Source organism: Kitasatospora sp. NA04385, assembly GCF_013364235.1.
Lineage (GTDB): Bacteria > Actinomycetota > Actinomycetes > Streptomycetales > Streptomycetaceae > Kitasatospora.
In genome coordinates, this window is the sequence record NZ_CP054919.1 from 4,050,802 (window position 1) to 4,073,731 (window position 22,930).

The 22,930-nt window shown below is 74.7% G+C and carries 19 protein-coding genes and 4 pseudogenes; 8 read left to right on the forward strand and 15 right to left on the reverse strand.

Going from position 1 to position 22,930, the window contains the following annotated elements; genetic code table 11:
• Positions 1 to 38: 38 nt before the first annotated feature.
• Positions 39 to 1,124 (forward strand): phosphotransferase enzyme family protein, encoded by a 1,086-nt coding sequence (locus HUT16_RS18130; protein WP_176189201.1) that lies wholly within the window; start codon positions 39 to 41, stop codon positions 1,122 to 1,124.
• A 17-nt stretch (positions 1,125 to 1,141) separates the two neighbouring features.
• On the opposite strand, the gene HUT16_RS18135 is transcribed toward HUT16_RS18130, so the two are convergent.
• The 6 genes and pseudogenes from HUT16_RS18135 to HUT16_RS18160 all read right to left on the reverse strand — a co-directional run bounded on the left by HUT16_RS18135 (position 1,142) and on the right by HUT16_RS18160 (position 7,291).
• Entirely contained in the window at positions 1,142 to 2,851 is a 1,710-nt protein-coding gene (locus HUT16_RS18135; RefSeq protein ID WP_176189202.1) for a protein kinase, read from the reverse strand.
• A 284-nt stretch (positions 2,852 to 3,135) separates the two neighbouring features.
• Positions 3,136 to 4,233: pseudogene (locus tag HUT16_RS18140) on the reverse strand (protein kinase); the annotation flags it as partial.
• A gap of 181 nt (positions 4,234 to 4,414) precedes the next feature.
• Positions 4,415 to 4,921, reverse strand: coding sequence for a bacterial proteasome activator family protein (locus tag HUT16_RS18145; RefSeq protein ID WP_254898320.1), 507 nt, complete (start codon positions 4,919 to 4,921; stop codon positions 4,415 to 4,417).
• Between the two features lie 187 nt (positions 4,922 to 5,108).
• The gene (locus HUT16_RS18150) at positions 5,109 to 5,267 is read right to left on the reverse strand and encodes a hypothetical protein (protein WP_176189205.1); all 159 of its coding nucleotides are present in this window, start codon (positions 5,265 to 5,267) and stop codon (positions 5,109 to 5,111) included.
• Positions 5,268 to 5,750: 483 nt separating this feature from the next.
• Positions 5,751 to 6,203 carry a hypothetical protein gene (locus HUT16_RS18155; protein ID WP_176189206.1) on the reverse strand — a complete coding sequence of 151 codons (453 nt, stop codon included), beginning with the start codon at positions 6,201 to 6,203 and terminating at the stop codon, positions 5,751 to 5,753.
• Between the two features lie 119 nt (positions 6,204 to 6,322).
• Positions 6,323 to 7,291, reverse strand: coding sequence for an NAD(P)H-quinone oxidoreductase (locus HUT16_RS18160; RefSeq protein ID WP_176189207.1), 969 nt, complete (start codon positions 7,289 to 7,291; stop codon positions 6,323 to 6,325).
• 152 nt (positions 7,292 to 7,443) lie between these two features.
• Here HUT16_RS18160 and HUT16_RS18165 point away from each other — a divergent pair, with 152 nt between their 5' ends.
• Positions 7,444 to 8,550, forward strand: a complete 1,107-nt coding sequence (locus HUT16_RS18165) for a TrkA family potassium uptake protein (protein ID WP_176189208.1) — start codon at positions 7,444 to 7,446, stop codon at positions 8,548 to 8,550.
• A 293-nt stretch (positions 8,551 to 8,843) separates the two neighbouring features.
• On the opposite strand, the pseudogene HUT16_RS18170 reads toward HUT16_RS18165, so the two are convergent.
• The 3 genes and pseudogenes from HUT16_RS18170 to HUT16_RS18180 form a co-directional block, all read right to left on the reverse strand.
• Positions 8,844 to 10,568: pseudogene (locus HUT16_RS18170) on the reverse strand (DUF6457 domain-containing protein); the annotation flags it as partial.
• 86 nt (positions 10,569 to 10,654) lie between these two features.
• Positions 10,655 to 11,233: pseudogene (locus HUT16_RS18175) on the reverse strand (molybdenum cofactor guanylyltransferase); the annotation flags it as partial.
• A 49-nt stretch (positions 11,234 to 11,282) separates the two neighbouring features.
• Positions 11,283 to 12,200, reverse strand: a complete 918-nt coding sequence (locus HUT16_RS18180) for an MBL fold metallo-hydrolase (RefSeq protein WP_176189209.1) — start codon at positions 12,198 to 12,200, stop codon at positions 11,283 to 11,285.
• A 199-nt stretch (positions 12,201 to 12,399) separates the two neighbouring features.
• Between HUT16_RS18180 and manA the strand changes: the two genes are divergently transcribed.
• On the forward strand, positions 12,400 to 13,593 hold the full coding sequence (gene manA, locus HUT16_RS18185) for a mannose-6-phosphate isomerase, class I (RefSeq protein WP_176189210.1): 1,194 nt from the start codon (positions 12,400 to 12,402) through the stop codon (positions 13,591 to 13,593).
• On the opposite strand, the gene HUT16_RS18190 is transcribed toward manA, so the two are convergent.
• Positions 13,590 to 14,141 carry an HD domain-containing protein gene (locus HUT16_RS18190; protein ID WP_176189211.1) on the reverse strand — a complete coding sequence of 184 codons (552 nt, stop codon included), beginning with the start codon at positions 14,139 to 14,141 and terminating at the stop codon, positions 13,590 to 13,592. The genes manA and HUT16_RS18190 overlap by 4 nt on opposite strands.
• A 114-nt stretch (positions 14,142 to 14,255) precedes the next feature.
• Here HUT16_RS18190 and HUT16_RS18195 point away from each other — a divergent pair, with 114 nt between their 5' ends.
• Positions 14,256 to 15,467: a GNAT family N-acetyltransferase gene (locus tag HUT16_RS18195; RefSeq protein ID WP_176192734.1), complete on the forward strand. Its 1,212-nt coding sequence runs from the start codon at positions 14,256 to 14,258 to the stop codon at positions 15,465 to 15,467.
• Between the two features lie 71 nt (positions 15,468 to 15,538).
• Positions 15,539 to 15,618: pseudogene (locus HUT16_RS18200) on the forward strand.
• 91 nt (positions 15,619 to 15,709) lie between these two features.
• Here the strand turns inward: HUT16_RS18200 and dnaB are convergent.
• Positions 15,710 to 17,371, reverse strand: coding sequence for a replicative DNA helicase (gene dnaB / locus HUT16_RS18205; RefSeq protein WP_176189212.1), 1,662 nt, complete (start codon positions 17,369 to 17,371; stop codon positions 15,710 to 15,712).
• A 439-nt stretch (positions 17,372 to 17,810) separates the two neighbouring features.
• On the opposite strand from dnaB, the gene HUT16_RS18210 reads away from it, so the two are divergent.
• Positions 17,811 to 19,148 carry an MATE family efflux transporter gene (locus HUT16_RS18210; RefSeq protein WP_176189213.1) on the forward strand — a complete coding sequence of 446 codons (1,338 nt, stop codon included), beginning with the start codon at positions 17,811 to 17,813 and terminating at the stop codon, positions 19,146 to 19,148.
• A gap of 127 nt (positions 19,149 to 19,275) precedes the next feature.
• Here the strand turns inward: HUT16_RS18210 and rplI are convergent, their stop codons facing one another.
• The 4 genes from rplI to rpsF all read right to left on the reverse strand — a co-directional run bounded on the left by rplI (position 19,276) and on the right by rpsF (position 21,029).
• On the reverse strand, positions 19,276 to 19,722 hold the full coding sequence (gene rplI / locus HUT16_RS18215) for a 50S ribosomal protein L9 (protein WP_176189214.1): 447 nt from the start codon (positions 19,720 to 19,722) through the stop codon (positions 19,276 to 19,278).
• A gap of 17 nt (positions 19,723 to 19,739) precedes the next feature.
• Entirely contained in the window at positions 19,740 to 19,976 is a 237-nt protein-coding gene (rpsR, locus tag HUT16_RS18220; RefSeq protein ID WP_030457605.1) for a 30S ribosomal protein S18, read from the reverse strand.
• A gap of 64 nt (positions 19,977 to 20,040) precedes the next feature.
• On the reverse strand, positions 20,041 to 20,637 hold the full coding sequence (locus HUT16_RS18225) for a single-stranded DNA-binding protein (protein ID WP_176189215.1): 597 nt from the start codon (positions 20,635 to 20,637) through the stop codon (positions 20,041 to 20,043).
• Positions 20,638 to 20,738: 101 nt separating this feature from the next.
• Entirely contained in the window at positions 20,739 to 21,029 is a 291-nt protein-coding gene (gene rpsF, locus HUT16_RS18230) for a 30S ribosomal protein S6 (protein ID WP_030457607.1), read from the reverse strand.
• Positions 21,030 to 21,266: 237 nt separating this feature from the next.
• On the opposite strand from rpsF, the gene HUT16_RS18235 reads away from it, so the two are divergent.
• Both HUT16_RS18235 and HUT16_RS18240 read left to right on the forward strand, forming a co-directional pair.
• Positions 21,267 to 21,587 carry a hypothetical protein gene (locus HUT16_RS18235; RefSeq protein ID WP_176189216.1) on the forward strand — a complete coding sequence of 107 codons (321 nt, stop codon included), beginning with the start codon at positions 21,267 to 21,269 and terminating at the stop codon, positions 21,585 to 21,587.
• A 186-nt stretch (positions 21,588 to 21,773) separates the two neighbouring features.
• The gene (locus HUT16_RS18240; RefSeq protein ID WP_176189217.1) at positions 21,774 to 22,892 is read left to right on the forward strand and encodes a peptidoglycan bridge formation glycyltransferase FemA/FemB family protein; all 1,119 of its coding nucleotides are present in this window, start codon (positions 21,774 to 21,776) and stop codon (positions 22,890 to 22,892) included.
• The last annotated feature ends 38 nt before the right edge of the window (positions 22,893 to 22,930 follow it).

A 22,930-nucleotide genomic window follows, 5' to 3' on the forward strand; every position in this document is an offset into this window, starting at 1 on the left:
TGTCAAGCACCCATCACGCCGAGTAATACGCTCTGTGCGTGACGGACGGACAGACCCTCTCCCTCGCGCCGGCCCGCCCGGACGCCACCGCTCCCCCCGTCGGAACCCTCAGCCCCCCGGTCGCGCACGCCGCCGTGGCCGGGGTCCTGCGCGCCTACCGCGTACCGCCGCCCACGGCGGTCACCGCGGTCGCGGAGGGCCTGCTCAACCGGGGCTACCGGGTCACCACCGGGGACGGCACCTACTTCCTCAAGTGCTACGTCGACCGGGCCACCGCCGGCCGGCCCGCGATCACCGCGCAGCACCGCGCCACCACCGCCCTGGCCGCCCGCGGCCTGCCGGTGCCCGCCCCGCTCGCCGCCCGGGACGGCCGCACCGTCACCGCGCACGGCGGGCGGCTGTTCGCGCTCTACCCGTGGGTGGCCGGAAACCACCGCCACGGCACCGCGCTCGACCCGGCGCGGTGCGGCGAACTCGGCACCCTGCTGGGCGCGTTGCACGGCGCGCTGGCCGAGGTGTGCGCCCCGCTGCGGCAGCCGGACGGGGTGCTCGGCGCCGAGGTCGAGGAGACCCGGCGGATCGTCGCCGAGCTCCGCGCCCTGGCCCGCGCGCACCGCCCCTACGACGCCTTCGACCGGTGCGCCGAGGAGCACCTCACCGAGCGGCTGGAGCTGCTCGACGCCCACCGCCACCGCCGCCCCGGCCCCGCCGACGCCCCGCCCACCGGCTGGACCCACGGCGACTTCCACGGCCTGAACGTGCTCCACCTCGGCGACACCGTCAGCGCCGTCCTGGACTGGGACAAGCTCGCCCCGCACCCGGTCGCCGAGGAGGCCGTCCGGGCCGCCACCCTGCTGTTCAACGACCGCGCCACCGGCGTCCTCGACCTCCCCCGGGTCCGCCACTGGGCCCGCGCCTACCGGGCCACCGGCGCCGCGGACGCCGAACAGGTCGCCCGCGCCGTCCACCGGGTCTGGTGGGAACGGCTGAACGACCTGTGGATGCTGCAGTGGCGCTACCAGCGCCGCGACCACCGCGCCGACCCGCTGTTCCCGGGCGCGGCCGGGCAGCTGACCTGGTGGTGCCAGGAGTACGAGCAGGTCATGGACGCCTTCACCAACTGACCTGCCCGCACCGGCTCCTACTGGGCGTCCGACCCTCCCCCGGCCGCCGGGCTGCTGGGCGCGTTCGGGCTGGAGGACGCGGGCGCGGACGGGGAGGACGTCGACCCGCCCGTCCTGGTCCCGGTCGGGCTCGGCGACGCACTGGCCGACGCCGAGGCCGACGGGCTGGCCGAGGCGGACGCGGACGGGCTGGCCGAGTGCGAGGCGGACGGCGAGGGCGTGCTGCTCGGCGTCTCCTGCTGGTGGGTGCCGTTGCTCGGGGTGCGGGTCGGCGCCGCCGTGGTGGGCCGCTCGACCGGCTCGTCGGAGGCCGGGGCGCTGGGCGTCTGCGCCGGCGCCGTGGTCCGCTGCTCCTTCGGGGTCTCCTTGTCGTTGTTGGCGGTCAGCGCCAGCGCGACCCCGATGGTGGCGGCGAGCACCAGCGCGACCGCGCCCAGCACCCAGCCCCACGGGTTGCGGCGGCGCGGCTTGCCCGGCTCCCCGCCGTCGTCGCCGCCGCCGCCCGCCCCGACCACCGCCGGGTAGGGCTGCGCGGGCGTCCGGTACGCCGAGGTGGCCCGGTACGGCAGCGCCTCGGTGGCGTCCGCCCCGCCCGCCCCGCCCGCCATCGGGCTCATCGGCTCGGTGAGCGAGGCGGAGCCGGTCTGCGGGGTGCGCTCCCAGGCACCGGCCGCGGCGGCCGCGGCCAGCCCGGCCGCGCCCGGCGGGTAGCCCGCGCCGGCCGCGCCGTGCATCTGCCGCAGCGCGTGCTGCACGTGGGCGCGGAACTCGTCGGCGCTCTGGAACCGGTCGTCCGGGTTCTTCTCCAGCGCCCGCATCACCAGCGCGTCCAGCTGCGGCGGCACCCGGTCGTTGGCCCGGGACGGCGGCACCGGCGCGTCCTGGACGTGCTGGTAGACCACCGACAGCGGCGTCTCGCCGACGAACGGCGGCCGCAGGGTGAGCAGTTCGTACAGCATGCAGCCGGCCGCGTACAGGTCGGAGCGGTGGTCGACGGACTTGCCGAGGGCCTGCTCGGGCGACAGGTACTGCGGGGTGCCCATCACCATGCCGGTCTGGGTCATGGTGGTGGCGCCGCCGGCCAGCGCGCGGGCGATGCCGAAGTCCATCACCTTGACCGCGCCGGTGGTGGTGATGATGACGTTGGCCGGCTTGATGTCGCGATGCACGATGCCGTGCCGGTGGCTGTAGGCCAGCGCCTCCAGCACCCCGGCGGTGATGATCAGCGCCTGGTCGACCGGCGGCGCCTCCTCGTCCACCAGCAGCTCGCGCACGGTGCGGCCCTCGACCAGCTCCATCACGATGTACGGGGTGGACTCCCCGCCGTGCTGCTCCTCGCCGGTGTCGTAGACCGCGACGATCGAGTGGTGGTTGAGCGCGGCGACGGCGTGCGCCTCGCGGGTGAAGCGCAGCCGGGCGGTGTCGTCCTCGGCGAGCTCCGAACGCAGCAGCTTGACGGCGACGGTGCGGCCCAGCCGGATGTCCTGGGCGGCGAACACCTCGGCCATCCCGCCGCGGCCCAGCCGCCGGGTCAGCCGGTAGCGGCCGTCACCGACCGTGGGGAACGGAACGGCGCTGCCGCGGCCGGGGGTCCGGGGCCCGGCCGGGATCGCCTCGGTGGGTCCGGTGGCCTCCTCGGGCCCGCCCGCGTCCCCGTCCCGGGCGTCCTCGCCGGGCACGTCCCGTCGCTGGTCCTCGCCGTCGTCCGGTCGTTCGCTCTGACCCATCGCTCCTCGCCCCGGGCACCCGCTCGGCGCGCGTTCGCCCTGTCGGTTCTTCCCGAGCACGCTACCGTCTCGCGCCCTCCGGCGTGGAACGGGAGGACGCGCGCGGGGGTCGGATCGGGCACTGCGGGCCCGCCGGATCGGCGGCTTCGAGTACGGTGTTGACCGGCTGCGCCCGGACGTCAGTTGCTGGCGCTGGCGACCACGATCATCAGGATGACGAACGACAGCATCAGCACGCCGGCGATCACGCAGATCACGATCGCCGCGGTCGAGCAGCCGTTGCGCTCGCTCTTCGGCGCCGGGTACGGCGGCACCATCATCGGCGGCGGGGTGTGCGTCGGGAACTGCTGCTGCGGGAAGACCGGCTGCGGGAACGGCGGCGGGGTCTGCGCCACCTGCGGGAAGGGCTGCGGCGTCTGCGCCGCGTACGGCGGCGGGGTCTGCGGGCCCGGCACCGGCTGGTACGGCTGCTGCTGCGGCGGCGGCACCGGCGGGAAGTTGGTCAGCGACGGCGCGGCGTGCACCGAGCGCGGGCCCTCGCCGATCACCAGCGGGGTGGACGCCTGCAACGGCGTGTTGCCGCCGCTCCGCTCCCCCGCCAGGACGCGCTCCAGCTCCTCGCGCATCGCCTCCGCGGTCGGGAACCGGTGCGCCGGGTCCTTCCGCAGCGCCCGCTCCACCAGCGCGTCGATCCCCGGGGTGACCGCCCGGTTCAGCGTGGACGGCGCCGGCGGGGTCTCCTGCACGTGCTTGTAGGCGATCGAGAACGCCGAGTCGCCGTCGAACGGCAGCTGCCCGCTGAGCAGTTCGAACAGCATGCAGCCGACCGAGTACAGGTCGGACCGGGCGTCCACGCTCTTGCCGAGCGCCTGCTCCGGCGACAGGTACTGCGGGGTGCCGACCACCATGCCGGTCTGGGTCATCGAGGTGACGCCGGACTGCAGGGCGCGGGCGATGCCGAAGTCCATCACCTTGACGACGCCCTTGGTGGACACCATCACGTTGGCCGGCTTGATGTCGCGGTGCACCAGCCCCTGGTCGTGCGAGGCCTCCAGGGCCGCCAGCACCGCGGCGGTGATCTTCAGCGCCTGCTCGTTGGGCATCGCCCCGAGCGTGGTCACCTGCTCGTCCAGCACGTCTTTGAGCGAACGGCCCTCGACGAACTCCATCACGATGTACGGCGTGGTCGACCCGTCCGGGGCGACGTCCTCGCCGGAGTCGAACACCGAGACGATGTTGGTGTGCTGGAGCCGCGCCACCGCCTGCGCCTCGCGCCGGAACCGCTCCTTGAACGAGGCCTCCCGGCCCAGCTCGGTGTGCAGCGTCTTCACCGCGACCTGACGGTCCAGCACCGTGTCGTGGGCGAGGTGGACGGAGGCCATGCCGCCCTGCCCGAGCATCCGCTGCAGCACGTAGCGGCCGTGCCCGAGCGAGTGCCCCCCGGTGGTGCCCTCTGTCATGGTCCCAGCTCCCCCTCGGCGCGCGGTACTTCCGGACACCGGTCAGGGTAGCGGTTCGGGGCCGCGCCGAAACGCGGCCCCCGCGAGGCCACCGAGGGTAGGGCTACAGGTACGGACCGGAACGGATTCCGCGGCCCGGACCCTCCTCCTGGTCACCCTCCGCGCCGGGCAGACCGGGGGGCAGCGCCCGCCGCATCTGCTCCAACTGCGCCCGCGCCGCCATCTGCTGGGCGAACAGCGCGGTCTGGATGCCGTGGAACAGGCCCTCCAGCCAGCCCACCAACTGCGCCTGGGCGATGCGCAGTTCGGCCTCGGTCGGGATCGTGTCGTCGGCGAACGGCAGCGACAGCCGCTCCAACTCCTCGACCAGCTCCGGGGCCAGGCCCATTTCCAGTTCCTTGATCGAGCTGGCGTGGATGTCCTTCAACCGCGCCCGGCTCGCCTCGTCCAGGGGCGCCGCCCGCACCTCCTCCAGCAGCTGCTTGATCATGCTGCCGATGCGCATCACCTTCGCCGGCTGCTCGACCATCTCGGTCACCGGGAGCTCGCGCGGCTCGTCGTCCTCGCCGCCCCGCCCCAGTCCGCCGGCCGGCGCGGTGCCCACGGCCATCCCGTCCGGCCCGACGATCAGCACCTTCGGACTGTCCTCTGGCCTCCCGCCCGCCGCCTGTGCCGCCGGGAAGGGTTCTTGCTGCGACCGCTCGTTCATCGGGTTGGTCATAACTCCTTCATATGCTTCGTCCGCCACGGTGGTCAACGCGAACGGCCCGCCGATCGTCCCGGCCCGGCCGCACCCGTCACCGGCGGCGCAGCCGCAGACCGACCAGCCCCAGGCCGAGGCCCATCAGCCCCAGGCCGACGCCCAGCGGCAGCTGCCGGACGGACGGGTCGCCCCAGTGGCGCACCCCGGGCACCACCGGCACCAGCGGGCCCGCCGCCAGCTCCCCGCCCGCCACCGCCGGCTCCTCCGCGTCCGCCCCCGGCTCCGGCTCCGACCCCGGGCCGTCGGGGCGGCCCGGTGCCCGCCTCCGCGCCCGGCGCGCCGGTGGCCGCGCCCGCGTCCCCGTCCGACCCTGGCCGGTGCCCCGGCCGGGCACCGCCCGCTGCCCGCCGTCCGGCCCGCCCGCCGGGCGCTCCGCGGACGGCGGCGTCCGGGGCCCGACCGGGAGCATCGGCACCACCGGCTGCTGGTGCCGCCCGTGCCCGGGGCCGGGGCGGACGGCTCCGGCGCGGGCGGCTCCGGCACCGCCGCGCCGACCGACGCCGACGCCGAGGGCGCGGGCACAGGCTCGGGCGTGGGCTCGGGCGCGGCGCTGGGCTCCGGGGCGGGCGAGGGCGTGGGGGCCGGTGCGGGAGCGGGCGGCAGCGACGCGGCCGGGGACGGCTCCACCGGCACCTGCGGCCGCCCCGACCCCACCGGCTCCGCCGGTTCGCCCGACTCACCCGGCTCGACCGGAACGGGCGGCAGCACGGGGAGCACCGGCACGGCCGGGACGGCCGGTGCCGCGGCAGTCCGGGTGGCGGTGGCAGTGGCGGCGGCCGGCGCGGACGGCACGGATATCGCCCCGTCCGACGCCCCGCCCGCCCCGTCCGCCCGTCCGCCGGGGCCCCGGCGGCTCCGCGGCCTGCGCCACGAGCCCCGCCACCTGCTGCCGCGCGGCGTCCAGCTGCTCCCTCGCCTGCTGCCGGGCCGCGTCCAGCTGCGCCTGCGCCTGCTGCCGCGCCCCGACCGCCGGATCGACGGCCAGCGCGGGGGCGGCCAGCAGCAACGGCAGCGCCGCCCCGGTCAGCACCGCCCAGCGGCACAGCACGGACGGACGGACGGCGGTGGCCCGGGCCGCAGGAACCGGGGCGGCCGGGACGGGGAGCGCGGAGCGGCGGCGAGCGAGCATGGAAAGCAGGTCCTCCCGACGGCCGCCCGCAGTGGGATGCGGACGGAGGCGGAACAGCTTGTGACCAGACTCACATACTCAGACACTCCGGGCATTTCGACCCCCGCCCCGGCACCCCCCTAGAGCTCCAGGACGACCTTGCCGATCTGGGCGCCGGACTCGACCACCCGGTGCGCCTCGGCGGCCTCGGTGATCGGCAGGACGCGGTCGACCACCGGCTGCACCACGCCCGCCTCGACCAGCGGCCAGACGTGCTCGCGGACGGCGGCGACGATGGCGGCCTTCTCGCCGAGCGGGCGGCCGCGCAGGTTGGTGGCGACCAGGGCGGCGCGCTTGGCCAGCAGGGCGGAGAGGTCGACCTCGGCCTTGGTGCCGCCCTGCAGGCCGATCACCACCAGGCGGCCGTTGACGGCCAGGGCGTCGATGTTCCGCTGCAGGTACTTGGCGCCGATGATGTCGAGGACGACGTCGGCCCCGCCGAGCGCGGCGACCTCCTCGACGAAGTCCTGCCGGTGGTAGTCGATCAGCAGGTCGGCGCCCAGCTCGGCGCAGCGGGCCAGCCGCTCGGCGCTGCCCGCGGTGACCGCGACCCTGGCACCGACGGCCTTGGCCAGCTGGATCGCCATGGTGCCAATGCCGCTGGCGCCGCCGTGCAGCAGGACGGTCTCGCCGGGGCGCAGGTGGGCGACCTGGAACACGTTCGACCACACCGTGCAGGCGACCTCGGGCAACGCCGCCGCCTGCTGGACGGTCAGCCCCTTCGGCACCGGCAGCAGCTGGCCCGCCGGGACGGCGACCCGCTGGGCGTAGCCGCCGCCCGCGAGCAGCGCGCAGACCTCGTCGCCGACCGCCCAGCCGGCCACCCCGGGGCCGAGCGCGGCGATCCGGCCCGCGCACTCCAGGCCGGGGTACGGCGAACTGCCGGGCGGCGGGTCGTAGAAGCCCTGGCGCTGGAGCAGGTCGGCGCGGTTGACCGCGGTGGCGGCGACCTCGACCAGCACCTCGCCGGCCGCGGGGACGGGATCGGGGACCTCGGCCCAGACCAGCCGCTCGGGGCCGCCGGGCTCGGGAATCGTGATGGCTCGCATGGCCGCCACGCTACGCCCCCGGCTCCCGTACGCCAGGTGCCCCTCGCCGTCAACGGACAGTCCGTCAGGGCCCGCCGGGCCGGGGCGACAGGGTGGCGACACTCCGGCCCCGGCGTCACCCGGCGGCGTCCGCACCCTCCATCCTTGTCCCTGTGCCGAATTCCAACCCGCCCCACGACCCGGGTGCCCGGCCGTCCCGTCTGACACTCAGTCGCTTCCGGGACCCGGGTACCGACACCACCGACCCCACCCGGCGGATCGCCCTGCCGTCCCGGCCGACCCGCCCGCCGACGCGCCAGGTCGCCCGCCGGCTGCTGCTGGCGCTGGGCGTGCTGGTGGCCACCACGCTGATCGTGTACGCGGACCACGCGGGCTACAACGACAACGCGGACTCCTCGGTCAGCCTCCTCGACTCGGCCTACTACGCCACCGTCACCCTCTCCACCACCGGGTACGGCGACATCACCCCGGTGAGCGACACCGCGCGGCTGGTGAACATCTTCGTGATCACCCCGCTGCGCGTGCTCTTCCTGATCATCCTGGTCGGCACGACCCTCGAAGTGCTGACCGAACGCACCCGCCTGCAGTGGCGGATCGAACGCTGGAGGCAGACCGTGCGGGACCACACCGTCGTCATCGGCTACGGCACCAAGGGCCGCAGCGCCGTGGACACCCTGCTCGGCCAGGGCGTCCCGAAGGACTCGATCGTGGTGGTCGACCCGCAGGCCAAGGCCATCGACCAGGCCACCCACGACGGGCTGGTCGGCGTGCTCGGCGACGCCACCCGGGCCGCGACCCTGATCCGGGCCGAACTGCCCCGCGCCGCCCAGGTGGTGGTCGCACCCCAGCGCGACGACACCGCCGCGCTGATCACCCTGACCGCCCGCCAACTGAACAAGGGCGCCACCGTGGTCGCCGCCGTCCGCGAGGACGAGAACGCCCCGCTGCTGCGGCAGAGCGGCGCGGACGTGGTGGTCACCTCGTCCAGCTCGGCGGGCCGGCTGCTGGGCATGTCGATGCTCAGCCCGAACGCGGGCTCGGTGATGGAGGACCTGCTGACCTACGGCAACGGCCTGGACGTCGCCGAGCGCCCGGTCACCAAGGCCGAGGCCGGACGCAGCCCGCGCGAGCTGGACGACCTGGTGGTGGCGGTGGTGCGCGGCCGCCGGGTGCTCAACTACACCGAGCCGGAGGCGGCGGCCCTGCAACTCACCGACCGCCTGATCGTCATCAAGCCGGGCACCCCGATCACCCACTGATCGGCTCGGGAGAGCACACCAGGGGCCCGGGGAACGGCGGGGCCGTGCTGCGCAGTGGCCCCTTCAGGGGCCCGGGGAACGGCGGGGCCGTGCTGCTGACGGCCGGAGCCCATCGAAGTGTCCGTGCTGCTGCGTGCCGTAACAGGAACCAGAAGCCGACGCGCGCAACGGCAGTGCACCGCCAGCAGCCCCGGCCTCGCCGTTCCCCGAGCCCCCGGTTTCGCCTCCCGCCGTTCTCATCGAGCCCCTGGTTTCGCCCCCCGCCGTTCCACGTGGAACATCGCGGCCGGGCCTCAGGACGTCGGCAGCGCCAGCACCTCGGCGTACTCCCCCGCCGCCAGGCCGCCGGGCGGGACGACCGCCAGCGCCTCGGCCCGGGCCAGGCCGCGCAGCATCGCCGGGCCGTCGTGCGGCAGCGGGACCAGCCCGGCGGCGCTCCGGCGCACCGGGTGCAGCCGGGTGTCGACGGGGTGCCCGGGCAGCGCGGCGGCCAGCGGTTCGGCGGGCCCGGCCGCCGGAAGCGCCCGGCCGGACAGCGCGTGCAGCAGCGGGAGCGCCAGCGTGACGGCCCCCGCCACCGCGGCCAGCGGGTTGCCGGGCAGGCCCACCAGGTGGCGGCCGCCGGGCAGCGCCGCCAGCAGCATCGGGTGCCCGGGCCGCACCGCCACCCCGTCCACCAGCGGGCGGGCACCGACCGCCGCCAACGCGGCGTGCAGGAAGTCCACCGGCCCGGCGGCCGTCCCGCCGGTGGTCAGCACCAGGTCCGCGGGCGAGTGCCGGATCGCGTCCCGCAGCAGCCCGAAGTCGTCCCGGACGTGGCGGCTGCCGAGCAGTTCGGCCCCCGCCCCGGCCAGCCACGGCGGCAGCAGCGGGCCCAGCGCGTCCCGCACCCGGCCCGGGCCGGGCAGCCCCGCCACCAGCAACTCGTCGCCCAAAACCAGCAGTTCGACGGTCGGTCGGCGGTGCACGGCCAGCCGGTCGTGCCCGGCGGCGGCGGCCAGGCCGAGGACCGCGGGCGTCACCGGCAGCCCCGCGGGCAGCAGTTCCTCGCCCCGGCCGCACTCCTGGCCGCGCGGCCGGACGTCCTGCCCGGGCACCACCTCGCCGCGCAACTGCGCCGCGCCGTCCGGACGTTCGGTGAGCACGCCGTGCTCGCGCCGGAGCACCCCGGTGGCGCCGGGCGGCAGCTGGGCGCCGGTGGCGATCTCCACCGCCGCGCCGTCCGCCAGCGGCCCGCAGTCCTGGCCCGCCAGCACCCGGCCGGCCATCCGCCACGGGCCCGGGCCGGCCACCGCCCAGCCGTCCATCGCCGAGGTGTCGAAGGCCGGCAGGTCGGTGAGCGCCGCCAGCGGCTCCGCCAGCGTCCGCCCGGCCGCCGCCGCCAGGCCCACCGCTCCGCGGGCAGCGGCCGGACCGCCGACCGCGCCGCGTGCCGGGCCGCCGGCCACGGGCACCCGCGCAGCATCGCGGCGACGGAGTCCGCCCCGACCTCGCCCGCCACGCCCGCCGCCGCCCGGCTCACCGTCCGTCCGCCCGGCGGACCGTCGGTCCCGGCCGCCCAGCGCTCGGCCAGCGCCGTCACCTTCGCGTTCGCCTCGGCCACCGCCGCCGCGCCGCCGCCGCGCGCGGCCGCCGCGTAGCCGACCAGGAACGCGGTGAGCGGCGCCGCCGGGCGCTCGACGCCGTGCGCGACCACCCGGGTCATGTCCAGCAGCCCGCGGACGTCCACCGCCAGGTCCAGGCCCAGTTCGGCAGCGGCCGCGGCCATCCACTCGTCCAATGTGCGCTCCATGACGCCCATGCTGCCCGATCCGGTGCCCCGGGGACCGCTTCCCCCGTGAGCGCAGCGCTTCGTTTCGCTCACCGCCCGCGCCGCACGGCCGTGAGGACGCGGGCCCGGGGAACGGCGGGTCGATGCTGCTGCCGACCGGAGTCCGCCGACGGTCCGTGCTGCTTCGGGCCAGGCGAACAGAACCCGGAGCAGTCGCGCGCAACGGCAGTGCACCGCTGGCAGCCACGGCCTCGCCGTTCCCCGAGCCCCCGGTTTCGCCTCCCGCCGTTCCCCGCGCCCCGGTGGTTGCTACCGAGCCCCCGGTCCCGCCTCCCGGTCGCGGGCCTCGGCGAGGTCGGTCCAGGTGTCGCAGTCGAAGGAGGCGTCGGCCGGGTCGGGCAGCCGGGCCAGCCGGAGATCGGCGAGCAGGTGGCGCAGGGGGCGGTCGGCGGGGTCGCCGAGGGCGGCGAGCGCGGCGCGCAGGGCGGTGGTGCGGTAGGCGGCGGCCAACGGCTGGTCGCGGCCGGTGGCGTCGGTCAGCAGGGCACCGTCCCGGGCGGGGTCGTCGAGGGCGGCCAGCAGCCGCCGCACCGTCCCGGCGTCCAGGAACGGCAGGTCCGCGGCGAGCAGCAGGACCCGCGGCGCGGACACCGCGGGCAGCGCGGCGGCCACCGCCGCGAGCGGGCCGCCGCCCGGCGGGTCCTCGCGCAGCCAGCGGGCCCCGGCCCGCTCGGTGGGCCGCTCGGGTCCGACCACCAGCACCTCGCGGGCGTCCGCGCAGGCCGCCAGCACCCGGTCCAGCAGCGGTCGGCCGCCGACCGTCAGGGCCGGCTTGTCCACCCCGCCGAGCCGACGCCCGGCGCCGCCGGCCACCACCACCGCGTCGTGCCCGCGCCCCGCCGCGTGCTCCACGGCCCGCTCCACCGCCCGCTCCGTCACATGCTCCGTCACACCGGCAGTATCACCGCTCGCCGTCGACGGCCTGCGCCGCTCCGGCCCGGTCGGTCCCGTCGTCCGTGCTCGGGATCTCCCGGCGGGCGGTGTTCGCCGCCGCGCCGTGCTCCAGGATGGCCGGCAGGGTCAGGCCGCCGTAGCGCTCGTTCATCGCGGCGGTGAGCGCCTCCGGGTCCTCGGGGTGGTCGTGCAGCGCCTCGTCGAAGTCGCGCAGGTAGCCGGCGGTGAAGGCGAGCACCCGGTGCGCGTCGTCGTCCATGCCGGGGGCGCGGTGCCCGGCGATCACCCGGTCCGCGCCGAGGTCGGAGATCAGGCCCAGGTTGCGCGACCATCGGCCGCGGGCGTCCGGGTCGGTGTCGGACGTCCGGACGTGGGTGCCGTTGTAGACGAAGTCGCCCGCGATCACGGTGCGGGTGCCCGGCAGGTGGGTGATGGTGGAGCCCGCGGTGTCGCCCTGCCCGAGCTGGAGGACCCGGATCAGCTGGCCGTCGATCATCAGCGGCTGCGGGAGCAGCGGCGCGGGCAGCAGCGGCCGGTCGGGGACGTCGTCGCCGTACACCGGCTTCCACGCGGCGACCTCCGCCGCGGCGGTCCGCCCGATCCCCTCGACCACCGAGGGCGCGGCCACCAGTTGCGCGGCCGGGAACAGCCGCAGCACCTCCTCCGCGCCGAAGTAGTGGTCGGGGTGCCGGTGGCTGACCACGATCGCCAGCAGCTCGCGGCCCTTGGCGGCGGTCCACTCGGCGAGCTCGCGCCCGGCGCTGCGGGTCAGCTGGGCGTCGACCAGGATCGCCGTGCGCTCGCCCATCACCAGGCTGGAGGTGGCGAAGAACGCGCTCTCCGGGCCGGTGAAGACCTCGACCTCCAGCGGGCGGGGGGCCGGCGCGCGGCCGCGGGCGCTCTCGTCGGTCGGTGACGCGGTCACGGCTGCTCCCCGGGTCGGTGCGGCGGGCCGAGGACGGCCCCGTTACCCGTCCAGCCTGGCCGGAGGGCCCCCGTACCGCCGGGTGGGCACGCCCAGGAGGGTGATCACCGCAACCCCTCGGGGCGCCGGAGGCGTCGACTATTGTCGAGGGTCCCCGGGCACCGGGCACCTCCGCACGCACGCAATCTGGGAGCACTTGATGGACCGGCTCGACAACACCGTCCGCGACTACGCCTGGGGTTCGGCGACCGCCATCCCCGAGCTGCTCGGACGGCCCGCCACCGGGGTGCCCCAGGCCGAGCTGTGGATGGGCGCCCACCCGGGCGCGCCGTCCCGGATCGAGCGCGCGGACGGCCCGGTCGCGCTGGACGAGGTGATCGCCGCCGACCCGGTCGCCGAGCTGGGCGCCGCGTCCGTCGAGCGGTTCGGGCCGACGCTGCCGTTCCTGGTCAAGGTGCTGGCCGCCGCGCTGCCGCTGTCCCTGCAGGCCCACCCGACCCGCGAGCAGGCCCGGGCCGGGTACGCCGACGAGGAGGCCCGGGGCGTCCCGCTGGACGCGCCGCACCGCAACTACAAGGACGACAACCACAAGCCCGAACTGATCTGCGCGCTCAGCGAGTTCGAGGGCCTGTGCGGCTTCCGCCACCCCGCCGGGGCGGCCGACCTGATGGCCTCGCTCGGCGTCCCCGGGCTGGACCCGCTGATCGACCTGCTGCGCACCAAGCCCGAGCCGGAGGCGCTGGCCGGGGCGCTGGCCGTAGCGCTGGGCATGACCGACGCCGAGGGCCGGGAGACCGTGGCGGCCGTCGCCCGCGCCGTCACCGACGCCGCCCCCGCCGACCCGACCGGCGCGCTGGCCGGGTACGCCTTCGCCGCCGCCGAGTGCCCCGGCGACCCCGGGCTGATCGCCGCGCTGCTGTTCAACTACGTCCGGCTGCAGCCCGGCGAGGCGCTCTACCTGGGCGCCGGCCTCCCGCACGCGTACCTGCGCGGCACCGGCGTGGAGATCATGGCCAACTCCGACAACGTGCTGCGCTGCGGCTTCACCCCCAAGCACGTGGACGTCCCCGAACTGCTCAAGGTGGTCCGGTTCGAGGGCGGCCGGCCCGAGGTCCTGCGCCCCGAGGCCGGCCCGGACGGCGAGCGGCTCTACCCGGTGCCGATCGACGAGTTCCGGCTCTCCCGCTACGACCTCGCCGACCGCCCCGCCACCCTGCCCGGCCACGCCCCGCAGATCCTGCTGTGCACCGCCGGAACGGTCGAACTCACCTCCGGCGGACGCACCCTGACGCTCCACCGGGGCGAGTCCGCGTTCCTGCCCGCGGACGGCGCCGAGACGGTGCTCACCGGCCCGGGGGCGACCGTCTTCCGCAGCACCGTCACGCTCGACTAGAGGGGGTGGCGCGCCTGGTGGGCCAGGCGCGCCCCGGCGGCCGCGCCGACGGCGGTGAGCAGCTCGTCCAGGGCCAGGAACCAGGACCAGCGCTCGCCGCCGCCCGCCCGCACCAGGGCGTCGACCAGCAGGTCCTCCAGCTCCGGCACCCGCTTGTCCTTCCACACCTTGTCGGCCAGGCTGACCAGCAGGTCCTCGGGGCCGGAGGACGGGCCCCAGTCGGCGTGCCCGGCCGCGAACCGGGCCAGCCGGGGCTCCACGCCGGCGGCCAGCAGCAGCTCCCGCCCGGCCGGCTCGTGCGCCGAGCCGGGGCCGGACAGCTCCGAGCGGTGCACCGCCTTCCCGATGTCGTGGGTGGCCGCCCCGAACAGCACCGCGGCCCGGTCGAGGACCAGCTCCGGGCAGCGCTCGGCCGTCCAGTCCACCAGCCGCACCGCCACGTCGTGCACCAGCCGCAGGTGCGCCACCAGCCGCGGCGGCGCCTCCAACTCGCCCAGCAGCGCCAGCACTTCGTCCGGCAGCGGGTACAGCTCCAGCTCCTCGTCCATGGCGGCCGACCCTATCCGACCGCCCGGCGCCGCCTCATCGCTTGACCGTGCGCGCGTCAGGCGGCTGCACTGGGCCGGACGGACGAGACGGCGACCCCGGAGGCGGCGGCAGTGATCGACATCAGGCCCAGCGGCGAGCAGGACCACCAGCTCTTCGTGGAGACCGTGCACGCCGCGTTCGCGCTGCTCCCCGACCCGCCCGGCGAGGACGGCACCGGCGTCTGGTGGTCGGCGTTCGAGCCGGAGCGCGGCCTGCTCGCCCGGGACGCCGACGGCCGGGCGATCGGCACCGCCGGGGCGTACACCTTCGAACTCACCCTCCCCGGCGGGCGGATCGTCCCGGTCTCCGGGGTGACGGCCGTCGGCGTGCTGCCCTCGCACCGGCGGCGGGGCGTGCTCACCGCGATGATGCGCCGTCAGCTCGCCGAGCTGCGCGGGCGCGGCGAGGTGCTGTCCGTGCTGCTCGCCTCCGAGTCGGTGATCTACCGGCGCTTCGGCTACGGCCCCGCCACCTACACCCGCAGCCTGACCGTGCCCCGGCACCGCGCCACGCTCACCCCGCCCCGGGCCGGTGCCGAACCGGACGGCACGGTCGAACTGCTGCGCCGCGAACGGGCGGTGGACCTGCTGGAGCAGGTCTACGACCGCTACCGGCGCACCCGCCCCGGCTCCGTCTCCCGCCCGCACCGCTGGTGGGCCCGCGCCGCCGGCCGGCCGCCGATCGCCCCCGAGCCCCGCTACATCGCCCTGCACCGGGACGCCGACGGCACGCCCGACGGGTACGCCAGCTACGCGATCGAGGACGGGCGCAGCCTGGTCGTCGACGAGACCGTCGCCGTCACCGACGCCGCGCACACCGCGCTCGTCCGCTACCTGCTCGGCCACGACCTCGTCCAGGAGGTGGTCCTCCGGCACGTCCCGCCGGACAGCCCGCTGCCCTGGCAGCTGGTCGACCACAACGCCGCCCAGCCCGGCAAGCACACCGACTGGCTCTGGGCCCGGGTGCTGGACGTCCCCGGCGCGCTCACCGCCCGCGGCTGGAGCACCGACGGCACGCTGGTCCTCGACGTCGACGACCCCTTCCTCGGCGAGCACCACCGCCACCTGCTGACCGTCCGCGGCGGCGAGGCCACCTGCGTCCCCACCGACCGCGACCCCGACCTCTCCCTCGACGTCAGCGACCTCGGCTCGATCCTGCTCGGCGGCACCACCCCCAGCACCCTGGTCCGCGCCGGCCACCTCCGCGCCCACCACCCCGCCGTCCCGGCCCGCGCCGACGCCCTGTTCCGCGCCGACCGCGAGCCGCACTGCCTGCACTGGTTCTGACCGCGCCGCAAAACCCGGTGCCCGACGGGCCGTCCGTGGCCCAGAATCGACGGCACGGCCCACCGGGCCTCGTGGGTGTAGCTCAACCGGTCCAGAGCAGCCGCCTCTCGATGAAGGCGACAGGCTGGGGGTTCAAATCCCCCCACCCACACCGAACGGACGGCCCGCCCGGGCATCTCCCCCCGCGATGGCGGCACCGGCCACGGGCCGCCGCCGCGCAACGCGAGAACCCGGAGGTCGGGTCAGGTCACGTCCCGAGTCATGTCGACGAAGCGCGAGTAGTGGCCCTGGAAGGCCACCGTGATGGTCGCGGTCGGGCCGTTGCGGTGCTTGGCCACGATCAGGTCGGCCTCGCCCGCGCGGGGGGACTCCTTCTCGTAGGCGTCCTCGCGGTGCAGCAGGATGACCATGTCGGCGTCCTGCTCGATCGAGCCGGACTCGCGCAGGTCGGAGACCATCGGCTTCTTGTCGGTGCGCTGCTCGGGGCCTCGGTTCAGCTGGGAGAGCGCGATCACCGGGATCTCCAGCTCCTTGGCCAGCAGCTTCAGGTTCCGGGACATGTCCGAGACCTCCTGCTGCCGGCTCTCCGCCCGCCGCGAACCGCCGGACTGCATCAGCTGCAGGTAGTCGATCACCACCAGCCGCAGGTCGTTGCGCTGCTTGAGCCGCCGGCACTTGGCCCGGATCTCCATCATCGACAGGTTCGGCGAGTCGTCGATGTACAGCGGCGCCGCGCTCACCTCCGGCATCCGCCGGGCCACCCGCGTCCAGTCGTCGTCGGTCATGTTCCCCGACCGCATGTGGTGCAGCGCCACCCGCGCCTCCGCCGACAGCAGGCGCATGGCGATCTCGTTGCGGCCCATTTCGAGCGAGAAGATCACGCTCGGCAGGTTGTTGTGGATCGAGCAGGCCCGGGCGAAGTCCAGTGCGAGGGTCGACTTGCCCATGGCCGGGCGGGCCGCGATGACGATCATCTGGCCGGGGTGGAGGCCGTTGGTGAGCTGGTCGAAGTCGGCGAAGCCGGTGGGGACGCCGGACATCTGGCCGGAGCGGGAGCCGATCGCCTCGATCTCGTCGAGGGCGCCCTCCATGATGTCGGCGAGCGGCGCGTAGTCCTCGTTGGTGCGCTGCTCGGTGACGGCGTAGATCTCGGCCTGGGCGGCGTTGACGATGTCGTCGACGTCGCCCTCGGCGGCGTAGCCCATGCCGGCGATCCGGGTGCCGGCCTCGACCAGGCGGCGCAGGACGGCGCGCTCGTGGACGATCTCGGCGTAGTACTCGGCGTTGGCCGCGGTGGGGACGGAGTTGACCAGGGTGTGCAGGTAGGAGGCGCCGCCGACCCGGGTGAGCTCGCCGCGCTTGGTGAGCTCACCGGCCACGGTGATCGGGTCGGCGGGCTCGCCGCGGGCGTAGAGGTCGAGGATCGCGCCGTGGATCAGCTCGTGGGCGGGGCGGTAGTAGTCGGCGGGCTTGAGCACCTCGACGACGTCCGCGATGGCGTCCTTGGAGAGCAGCATGCCGCCGAGCACGGACTGCTCGGCCGCCAGGTCCTGCGGCGGGACGCGTTCGAAGCCCTCGCCGCCGAAGCCCCCCTCGCGCTCGCCGTCCCGGTCGCGGCGCTCGCCCTTGCCGGAGAAGCGGTCGCCGCCCTTGCCGCCGTCGCGCCGCTGGAAGCCCCCGCCGGAGCCGCCCTCGCGCCCGCCGGAGCCGCCGTCACGCCCGCCCTCGCGCCCGCCGTCGCGGCCGCCGGAACTACCGGACTGGCCGTTGGAGCGGCGGGAGACCGGCAGGCGGTCGCCCGGGACGTCGGGGAAGGCGTCGAGCGGGAAGGCGTCGTCGGACGGCTGCCAGTCGTCCTCCGGGGGCGGCGGGGCGTCGTGGTCGTCGTACTGGGGGCCGGTCACGCGTGTTCCCCGATCAGCGAGCGTGCGAGTTGGTGCGGGCCTGTCCGGTGGCGTACCGTCCTCCGCGCCTGTCCTTCTTACGGTACCGAGCCGACAGAACCCGCCCCGCGCGGGTCGGTGCTGAACGGCCGTCGGGGCGGGTCCGCGGGGGGCTGCGGAGGGCCGACGCGCCGGGATGTTATCCACAGGGCGTGTGGATAACTGCCCACAGCCTGTGGAGAACCCGGCCAAAGCTGTGCACAACCCTGTGGATAACCATCCTATCGTCCCGATGTCAACTCGCTGACCTGCGACTACTCCCCACTTAGCCTGTGCATGAGAAATTCTTCACACGACCAGGCGCGCCCCCGAAGAGGTGTTCGACACACCGGCCGTCCACAGGGCGGTAAGAGTTCAAAAGCCTCTTCACCTCTTACCTGTGGATGAGTAGGCTGGGCCCATGCCCGTCAGGTCCCCCGCCGCCGCCGAACGCCGCCGCCACGACCGGGAGATCCTCGCCCTGGCCGTCCCGGCCTTCGGCGCCCTGGTCGCCGAACCGCTGTTCCTGATGGCCGACTCCGCGATCGTCGGCCACCTCGGCACCTCCCAGCTCGCCGGCCTGGGCGTCGCCTCCGCCGCGCTCACCACCGTCGTCGGGGTGTTCGCCTTCCTCGCGTACGCCACCACCGCCGCGGTGGCCCGCCGGATCGGGGCCGGCGACCGGCGGGCCGCCGTCCAGCAGGGCGTCGACGGGATCTGGCTGGCGCTGCTGCTCTCGGCCGGCCTGGTGGTGCTCACCCTGCTGCTCGCCCCGCAGGCCGCCCGGCTGCTCGGCGCCTCCGCCACCGCCGCCCCGTACGCCGTCACCTACCTGCGGATCAGCGCGCTCGGGGTGCCCGCGATGCTGCTGGTGCTGGCCGCCACCGGCGTGCTGCGCGGCTTCCAGGACACCCGCACCCCGCTGCTGGTGGCGATCGGCGGCTTCACCGCCAACCTGCTGCTCAACCTGGGCCTGGTGTACGGCGCGGGGCTCGGCGTGGCCGGCTCCGCCTGGGGCACCGTGATCGCCCAGAACGCGATGGCCGCGGTGTACGTCGCGGTGGTGGTCCGCGGCGCCCGCCGGGAGGGCGCGGCCCTGCGGCCGGACACCGCGGGCATCCGCGCCTCGGCCCGGGCCGGCGGCCCGCTGCTGGTGCGCACCCTGAGCCTGCGCGCGGTGCTGCTGCTGGCCACCGCGGTGGCCGCCAACCTGGGCGACGCCGAGGTGGCGGCCCATCAGATCACCATGACCGTCTGGTCCTTCGTGGCCTTCGCGCTGGACGCGGTGGCCATCGCCGGGCAGGCGATCATCGGCCGCTACCTGGGCGCGGGCGACCTGCCCGGCACCCGGGCGGCGACCCGGCGGATGGTCGAGTGGGGCCTCGGCGCGGGCGTGCTGTTCGGGCTGCTGATGGTGCTGGGCCGGCCGCTGTACGTCCCGCTGTTCAGCTCCGACCCGGCCGTGCAGCACCAGCTGTCCGCCGCCCTGCTACTGGCCGCGCTGACCCAGCCGGTGGGCGGGCTGGTGTTCGTGCTGGACGGCGTGCTGATGGGCGCGGGCGACGGCCGCTACCTGGCCCGGGCGATGCTGGCCACCCTGTTGGCGTTCGTCCCGGCGGCGCTGGCGGTGCCCGCGCTGGGCCTGGGGCTGGCCGGGCTGTGGTGGGCGATGAACCTGTTCATGCTGACCCGGGCCGCGTTCCTGGTCGGCCGGGTGCGCACCGGCCACTGGATGGTCACCGGCGCCGTCCGCGGCTGAACGGGCCCCGGAACGGCCGGAGGGCCCGGGAAAGCCCCGGAACGGCCGGAGCAGCAGGCCCGGAACGGCCGGAAGGGCCGGACCCCGTGACGGGGTCCGGCCCTTCCGGACTGCGTGACGACTGCGCTCAGGCGGCGACGACGTTGACGTCGAGGTTGGCCTGGACGTCGGCGTGCAGCTTGACCGAGACCTTGTGGCTGCCCACGGTCTTGATCGGCGAGGCGATCGCGACGGCGCGCTTGTCCACGGACGGGCCGCTGGCGGCCTTGATGGCCTCCACGACGTCGGCCTGGGTCACCGAGCCGAACAGGCGGCCGGCCTCGCCGGAGCGGACGGCCAGCTTGACCTGGAGACCCTCCAGCTTGGCCTTGACCTCGTTGGCGGCCTCGAGGGTCTGGATGGCGTGGATCTTCCGGGCGCGACGGATGGCGTCGACGTCCTTCTGACCGCCCTTGGTCCAGCGGATGGCGAAGCCGCGCGGGACCAGGAAGTTGCGGGCGTAGCCGTCCTTGACCTCGACGACCTCACCGGCGCTGCCGAGACCGGGGACCTCGTGAGTGAGGATGATCTTCATTCTTCGGTCACCCTCTCTTAGCGCGTGGTGGAGGTGTAGGGCAGCAGGGCCATCTCACGGCTGTTCTTCACGGCCGTGGCGACGTCACGCTGGTGCTGGGTGCAGTTGCCGGTGACCCGGCGGGCACGGATCTTGCCGCGGTCGGAGATGAACTTCCGCAGCAGGTTCGTGTCCTTGTAGTCCACGTACGTGGCCTTGTCCTTGCAGAAGACGCAAACCTTCTTCTTCGGCTTGCGAGCAGGCGGCTTCGCCATTGTGTGCTCCGTTAAGTACGAGATCTGTCAGCGTTGCCGGGCCAGTGGCCCGGCCAAGCACCGCTTAGAACGGGGGTTCTTCCGAGTAGCCGCCGCCGGAGTTGCCACCCCAGCCGCCGCCGCCCTGGTTGGACGAGGGGGCGCTGGACGCCCACGGGTCGTCGGACGGGCCCTGGCTGCCGCCGCCGGAGTTGCCACCCCAGCCACCGCCGCCCTGGTTGCCGCCGCCGCCGTAGCCGCCGCCACCCTGCTGGCCGCCACCGAAGCCGCCGCCGCCACCGCCCGGACCACCGGTCCGGTTGGCGCGGGTGACCTTGGCGGTCGCCGAGCGCAGGCTCGGGCCGACCTCATCGACCTCGACCTCGAAGACCGTCCGCTTCTCGCCTTCCTTGGTCTCGTAAGACCGCTGGCGCAGTCGGCCCTGCACGATCACGCGCATGCCGCGCTGCAGCGACTCGGCCACGTTCTCCGCCGGCTGACGCCAGACGTTGCACGTGAGGAAGAGGCTCTCGCCGTCCTTCCACTCGTTGGTCTGGCGGTCGAAGGTGCGCGGGGTGGACGCGATGCGGAACTTGGCCACCGCGGCACCCGACGGGGTGAAGCGCAGCTCGGGGTCGTCGACGAGGTTGCCGACGAGGGTGATGACGGTCTCGCCTGCCATGTGGTGATGACCTCTCGGAAAGGAGTTCTGCGGTGCTCGTCAGCGGTGTTCCACGTGGAACACCGGACGCGAGCCCTCCGGCGTCACCGCCGGAAGTGGGCTCAGTGGGTGTCCGGGCGCAGGACCTTGGTCCGCAGAACCGACTCGCTCAGGCTGAACTGGCGGTCGAGCTCCTTGACGACCTCGGGCGTGGCCTTGAGGTCGATGACCGAGTAGATGCCCTCGGACTGCTTGTTGATCTCGTACGCCAGGCGACGACGGCCCCAGGTGTCGACCTTCTCAACCTTGCCGCCGCTGGTGCGGACGACGTTGAGGAAGCTCTCGATCAGGGGGGAGACAGCGCGCTCCTCGACCGAGGGGTCGAGGATGACCATCACCTCGTAGTGACGCATGTGTAACCCACCTCCTTTGGACTCAACGGCCACGGCATTTCCGTGGCAGGAGGGTTGTGCGCGTCGGCACCGGTGCTCCGGGGCATGCGGGCACGCCCCTACACCATGTGCAGAGGGGCCAGCCTACCGGGTGAGCCGACCGGCGGACAAAACAGTTGTCCACCGGGGTTGTCACTTCGGTCACATCGGCCGCAACCTGGACAGAACGAACGTTCCCTCCCCCAGGAGGTGGGTCCCATGGCACAGGCCGTACCCAGGCCGCAGAACCACCGGCCGCAGTTCACCCTCAACACCGACGGACACCCGCACCCCCGGGAGAACGCCCTGGTCGGCGTGACCGTGCTGCTCGGCGCGATCGCCTTCGTCACCTCGTTCTTCCACAACCTGCACATCCTGACCTCGTGGACCGGCCTGATCGGCGTGATCACCGGCCTGATCGGACTGTTCGTCTCGGCGACCACGGCCGAGCGGTTCGCGGTCGTCATCGGCACCGGCGCCGCCGCGTTCGGGCTCTTCCTCGGGGTCGCCCACGGCGGCCTGTTCGGGGGCGTGTGGTGACGCCCGGGCGCGGAGCGGGGTGAACCTGCCCGTTGCCGCGCAACCTCCGATGCCCTCCCGGCGTAGTACCTGTACCAGCGGGTGCGCACGGGGGGGCATCATCATGTCGGGTCGGTTCCCGGTCGAATCGGACCATTCGGGCGATAGGGTCACCATGGGTAGATCCGACGAGGAGGAGCACGCGGCATGAGCCTGCGACTGCGGACGATCACGCGCGAGGAACACCTGGACTTCATCCGGAGCCGGCCCTCCGCCAGCCACATGCAGGTGCCCTCCTGGGGGGACGTGAAGGCGGAGTGGCGCGCGGAGAGCCTGGGCTGGTTCGACGCCTCCGGCGAGGTCGTCGGCGCCGGGCTGGTCCTCTACCGCCAGCTGCCCAAGGTGAAGCGGTACCTGGCGTACCTGCCGGAGGGCCCGGTGATCGACTGGTTCGACCAGGACCTCGACCGCTGGCTCAAGCCGATGCTGGCCCACCTGAAGGCACAGGGCGCCTTCACCGTGAAGATGGGCCCGCCGGTGGTGGTCCGCCGCTGGGAGGCCACCACCATCAAGGACGCCATCGCGGGCAAGCAGGCCAAGCGGCTGCGCGACGTCGACCCCGACTTCAGCGAGCCCCGCGCCCTGGAGACCGCCGAGCGGCTGCGCCGCTCCGGCTGGCTGCAGGGCGAGGACGGCGGCGCCGGCTTCGGCGACGTCCAGCCCCGGTACGTGTTCCAGGTGCCGCTGGGCGGCCGCTCGCTGGACGACGTGCAGCGCGGCTTCAACCAGCTGTGGCGGCGCAACATCAAGAAGGCCGAGAAGAGCGGCGTCGAGGTGGTCCAGGGCGGCTTCGAGGACCTCGCGGTCTTCCACAAGCTGTACGTGGTCACCGCCGAGCGCGACCGCTTCACGCCCCGGCCGCTGTCCTACTTCCAGCGGATGTGGAAGGCGCTCAACGCCGAGGACCCGAACCGGATGCGGCTGTACGTCGCCTACCACGACGGCGAGCCGCTGGCCGCCACCACGATGCTGGTGGTCGGCGAGCACGTCTGGTACTCCTACGGCGCCTCCGCCAACCACAAGCGCGAGGTCAAGCCGTCCAACGCGGTCCAGTGGCGGATGATCCGGGACTCCTACGCGCTCGGCGCGAGCGTCTACGACCTGCGCGGGATCAGCGACACCCTGGACGAGGACGACCACCTGTTCGGGCTGATCCAGTTCAAGGTCGGCACCGGCGGCCAGGCCGCGGAGTACCTCGGCGAGTGGGACTTCCCGCTCAACAAGCTGCTGCACAAGGCGCTCGACCTCTACATGTCGCGCCGCTGAGCCACCTGAGGAAGACGATGGGGAGACCGGGGAGAACG

Coding starts and splice junctions, on each gene's coding strand:
- HUT16_RS18135 (WP_176189202.1), bottom strand. CDS start 2,851: ATGGGTCAGAGCGAACGACCGGACGACGGCGAGGACCAGCGACGGGAC.
- HUT16_RS18145 (WP_254898320.1), bottom strand. CDS start 4,921: ATGGCCGTGGGCACCGCGCCGGCCGGCGGACTGGGGCGGGGCGGCGAG.
- HUT16_RS18155 (WP_176189206.1), bottom strand. CDS start 6,203: ATGCTCGCTCGCCGCCGCTCCGCGCTCCCCGTCCCGGCCGCCCCGGTT.
- HUT16_RS18160 (WP_176189207.1), bottom strand. CDS start 7,291: ATGCGAGCCATCACGATTCCCGAGCCCGGCGGCCCCGAGCGGCTGGTC.
- manA (WP_176189210.1), top strand. CDS start 12,400: ATGGACCGGCTCGACAACACCGTCCGCGACTACGCCTGGGGTTCGGCG.
- HUT16_RS18190 (WP_176189211.1), bottom strand. CDS start 14,141: ATGGACGAGGAGCTGGAGCTGTACCCGCTGCCGGACGAAGTGCTGGCG.
- HUT16_RS18210 (WP_176189213.1), top strand. CDS start 17,811: ATGCCCGTCAGGTCCCCCGCCGCCGCCGAACGCCGCCGCCACGACCGG.
- rplI (WP_176189214.1), bottom strand. CDS start 19,722: ATGAAGATCATCCTCACTCACGAGGTCCCCGGTCTCGGCAGCGCCGGT.
- rpsR (WP_030457605.1), bottom strand. CDS start 19,976: ATGGCGAAGCCGCCTGCTCGCAAGCCGAAGAAGAAGGTTTGCGTCTTC.
- HUT16_RS18225 (WP_176189215.1), bottom strand. CDS start 20,637: ATGGCAGGCGAGACCGTCATCACCCTCGTCGGCAACCTCGTCGACGAC.
- rpsF (WP_030457607.1), bottom strand. CDS start 21,029: ATGCGTCACTACGAGGTGATGGTCATCCTCGACCCCTCGGTCGAGGAG.
- HUT16_RS18235 (WP_176189216.1), top strand. CDS start 21,267: ATGGCACAGGCCGTACCCAGGCCGCAGAACCACCGGCCGCAGTTCACC.
- HUT16_RS18240 (WP_176189217.1), top strand. CDS start 21,774: ATGAGCCTGCGACTGCGGACGATCACGCGCGAGGAACACCTGGACTTC.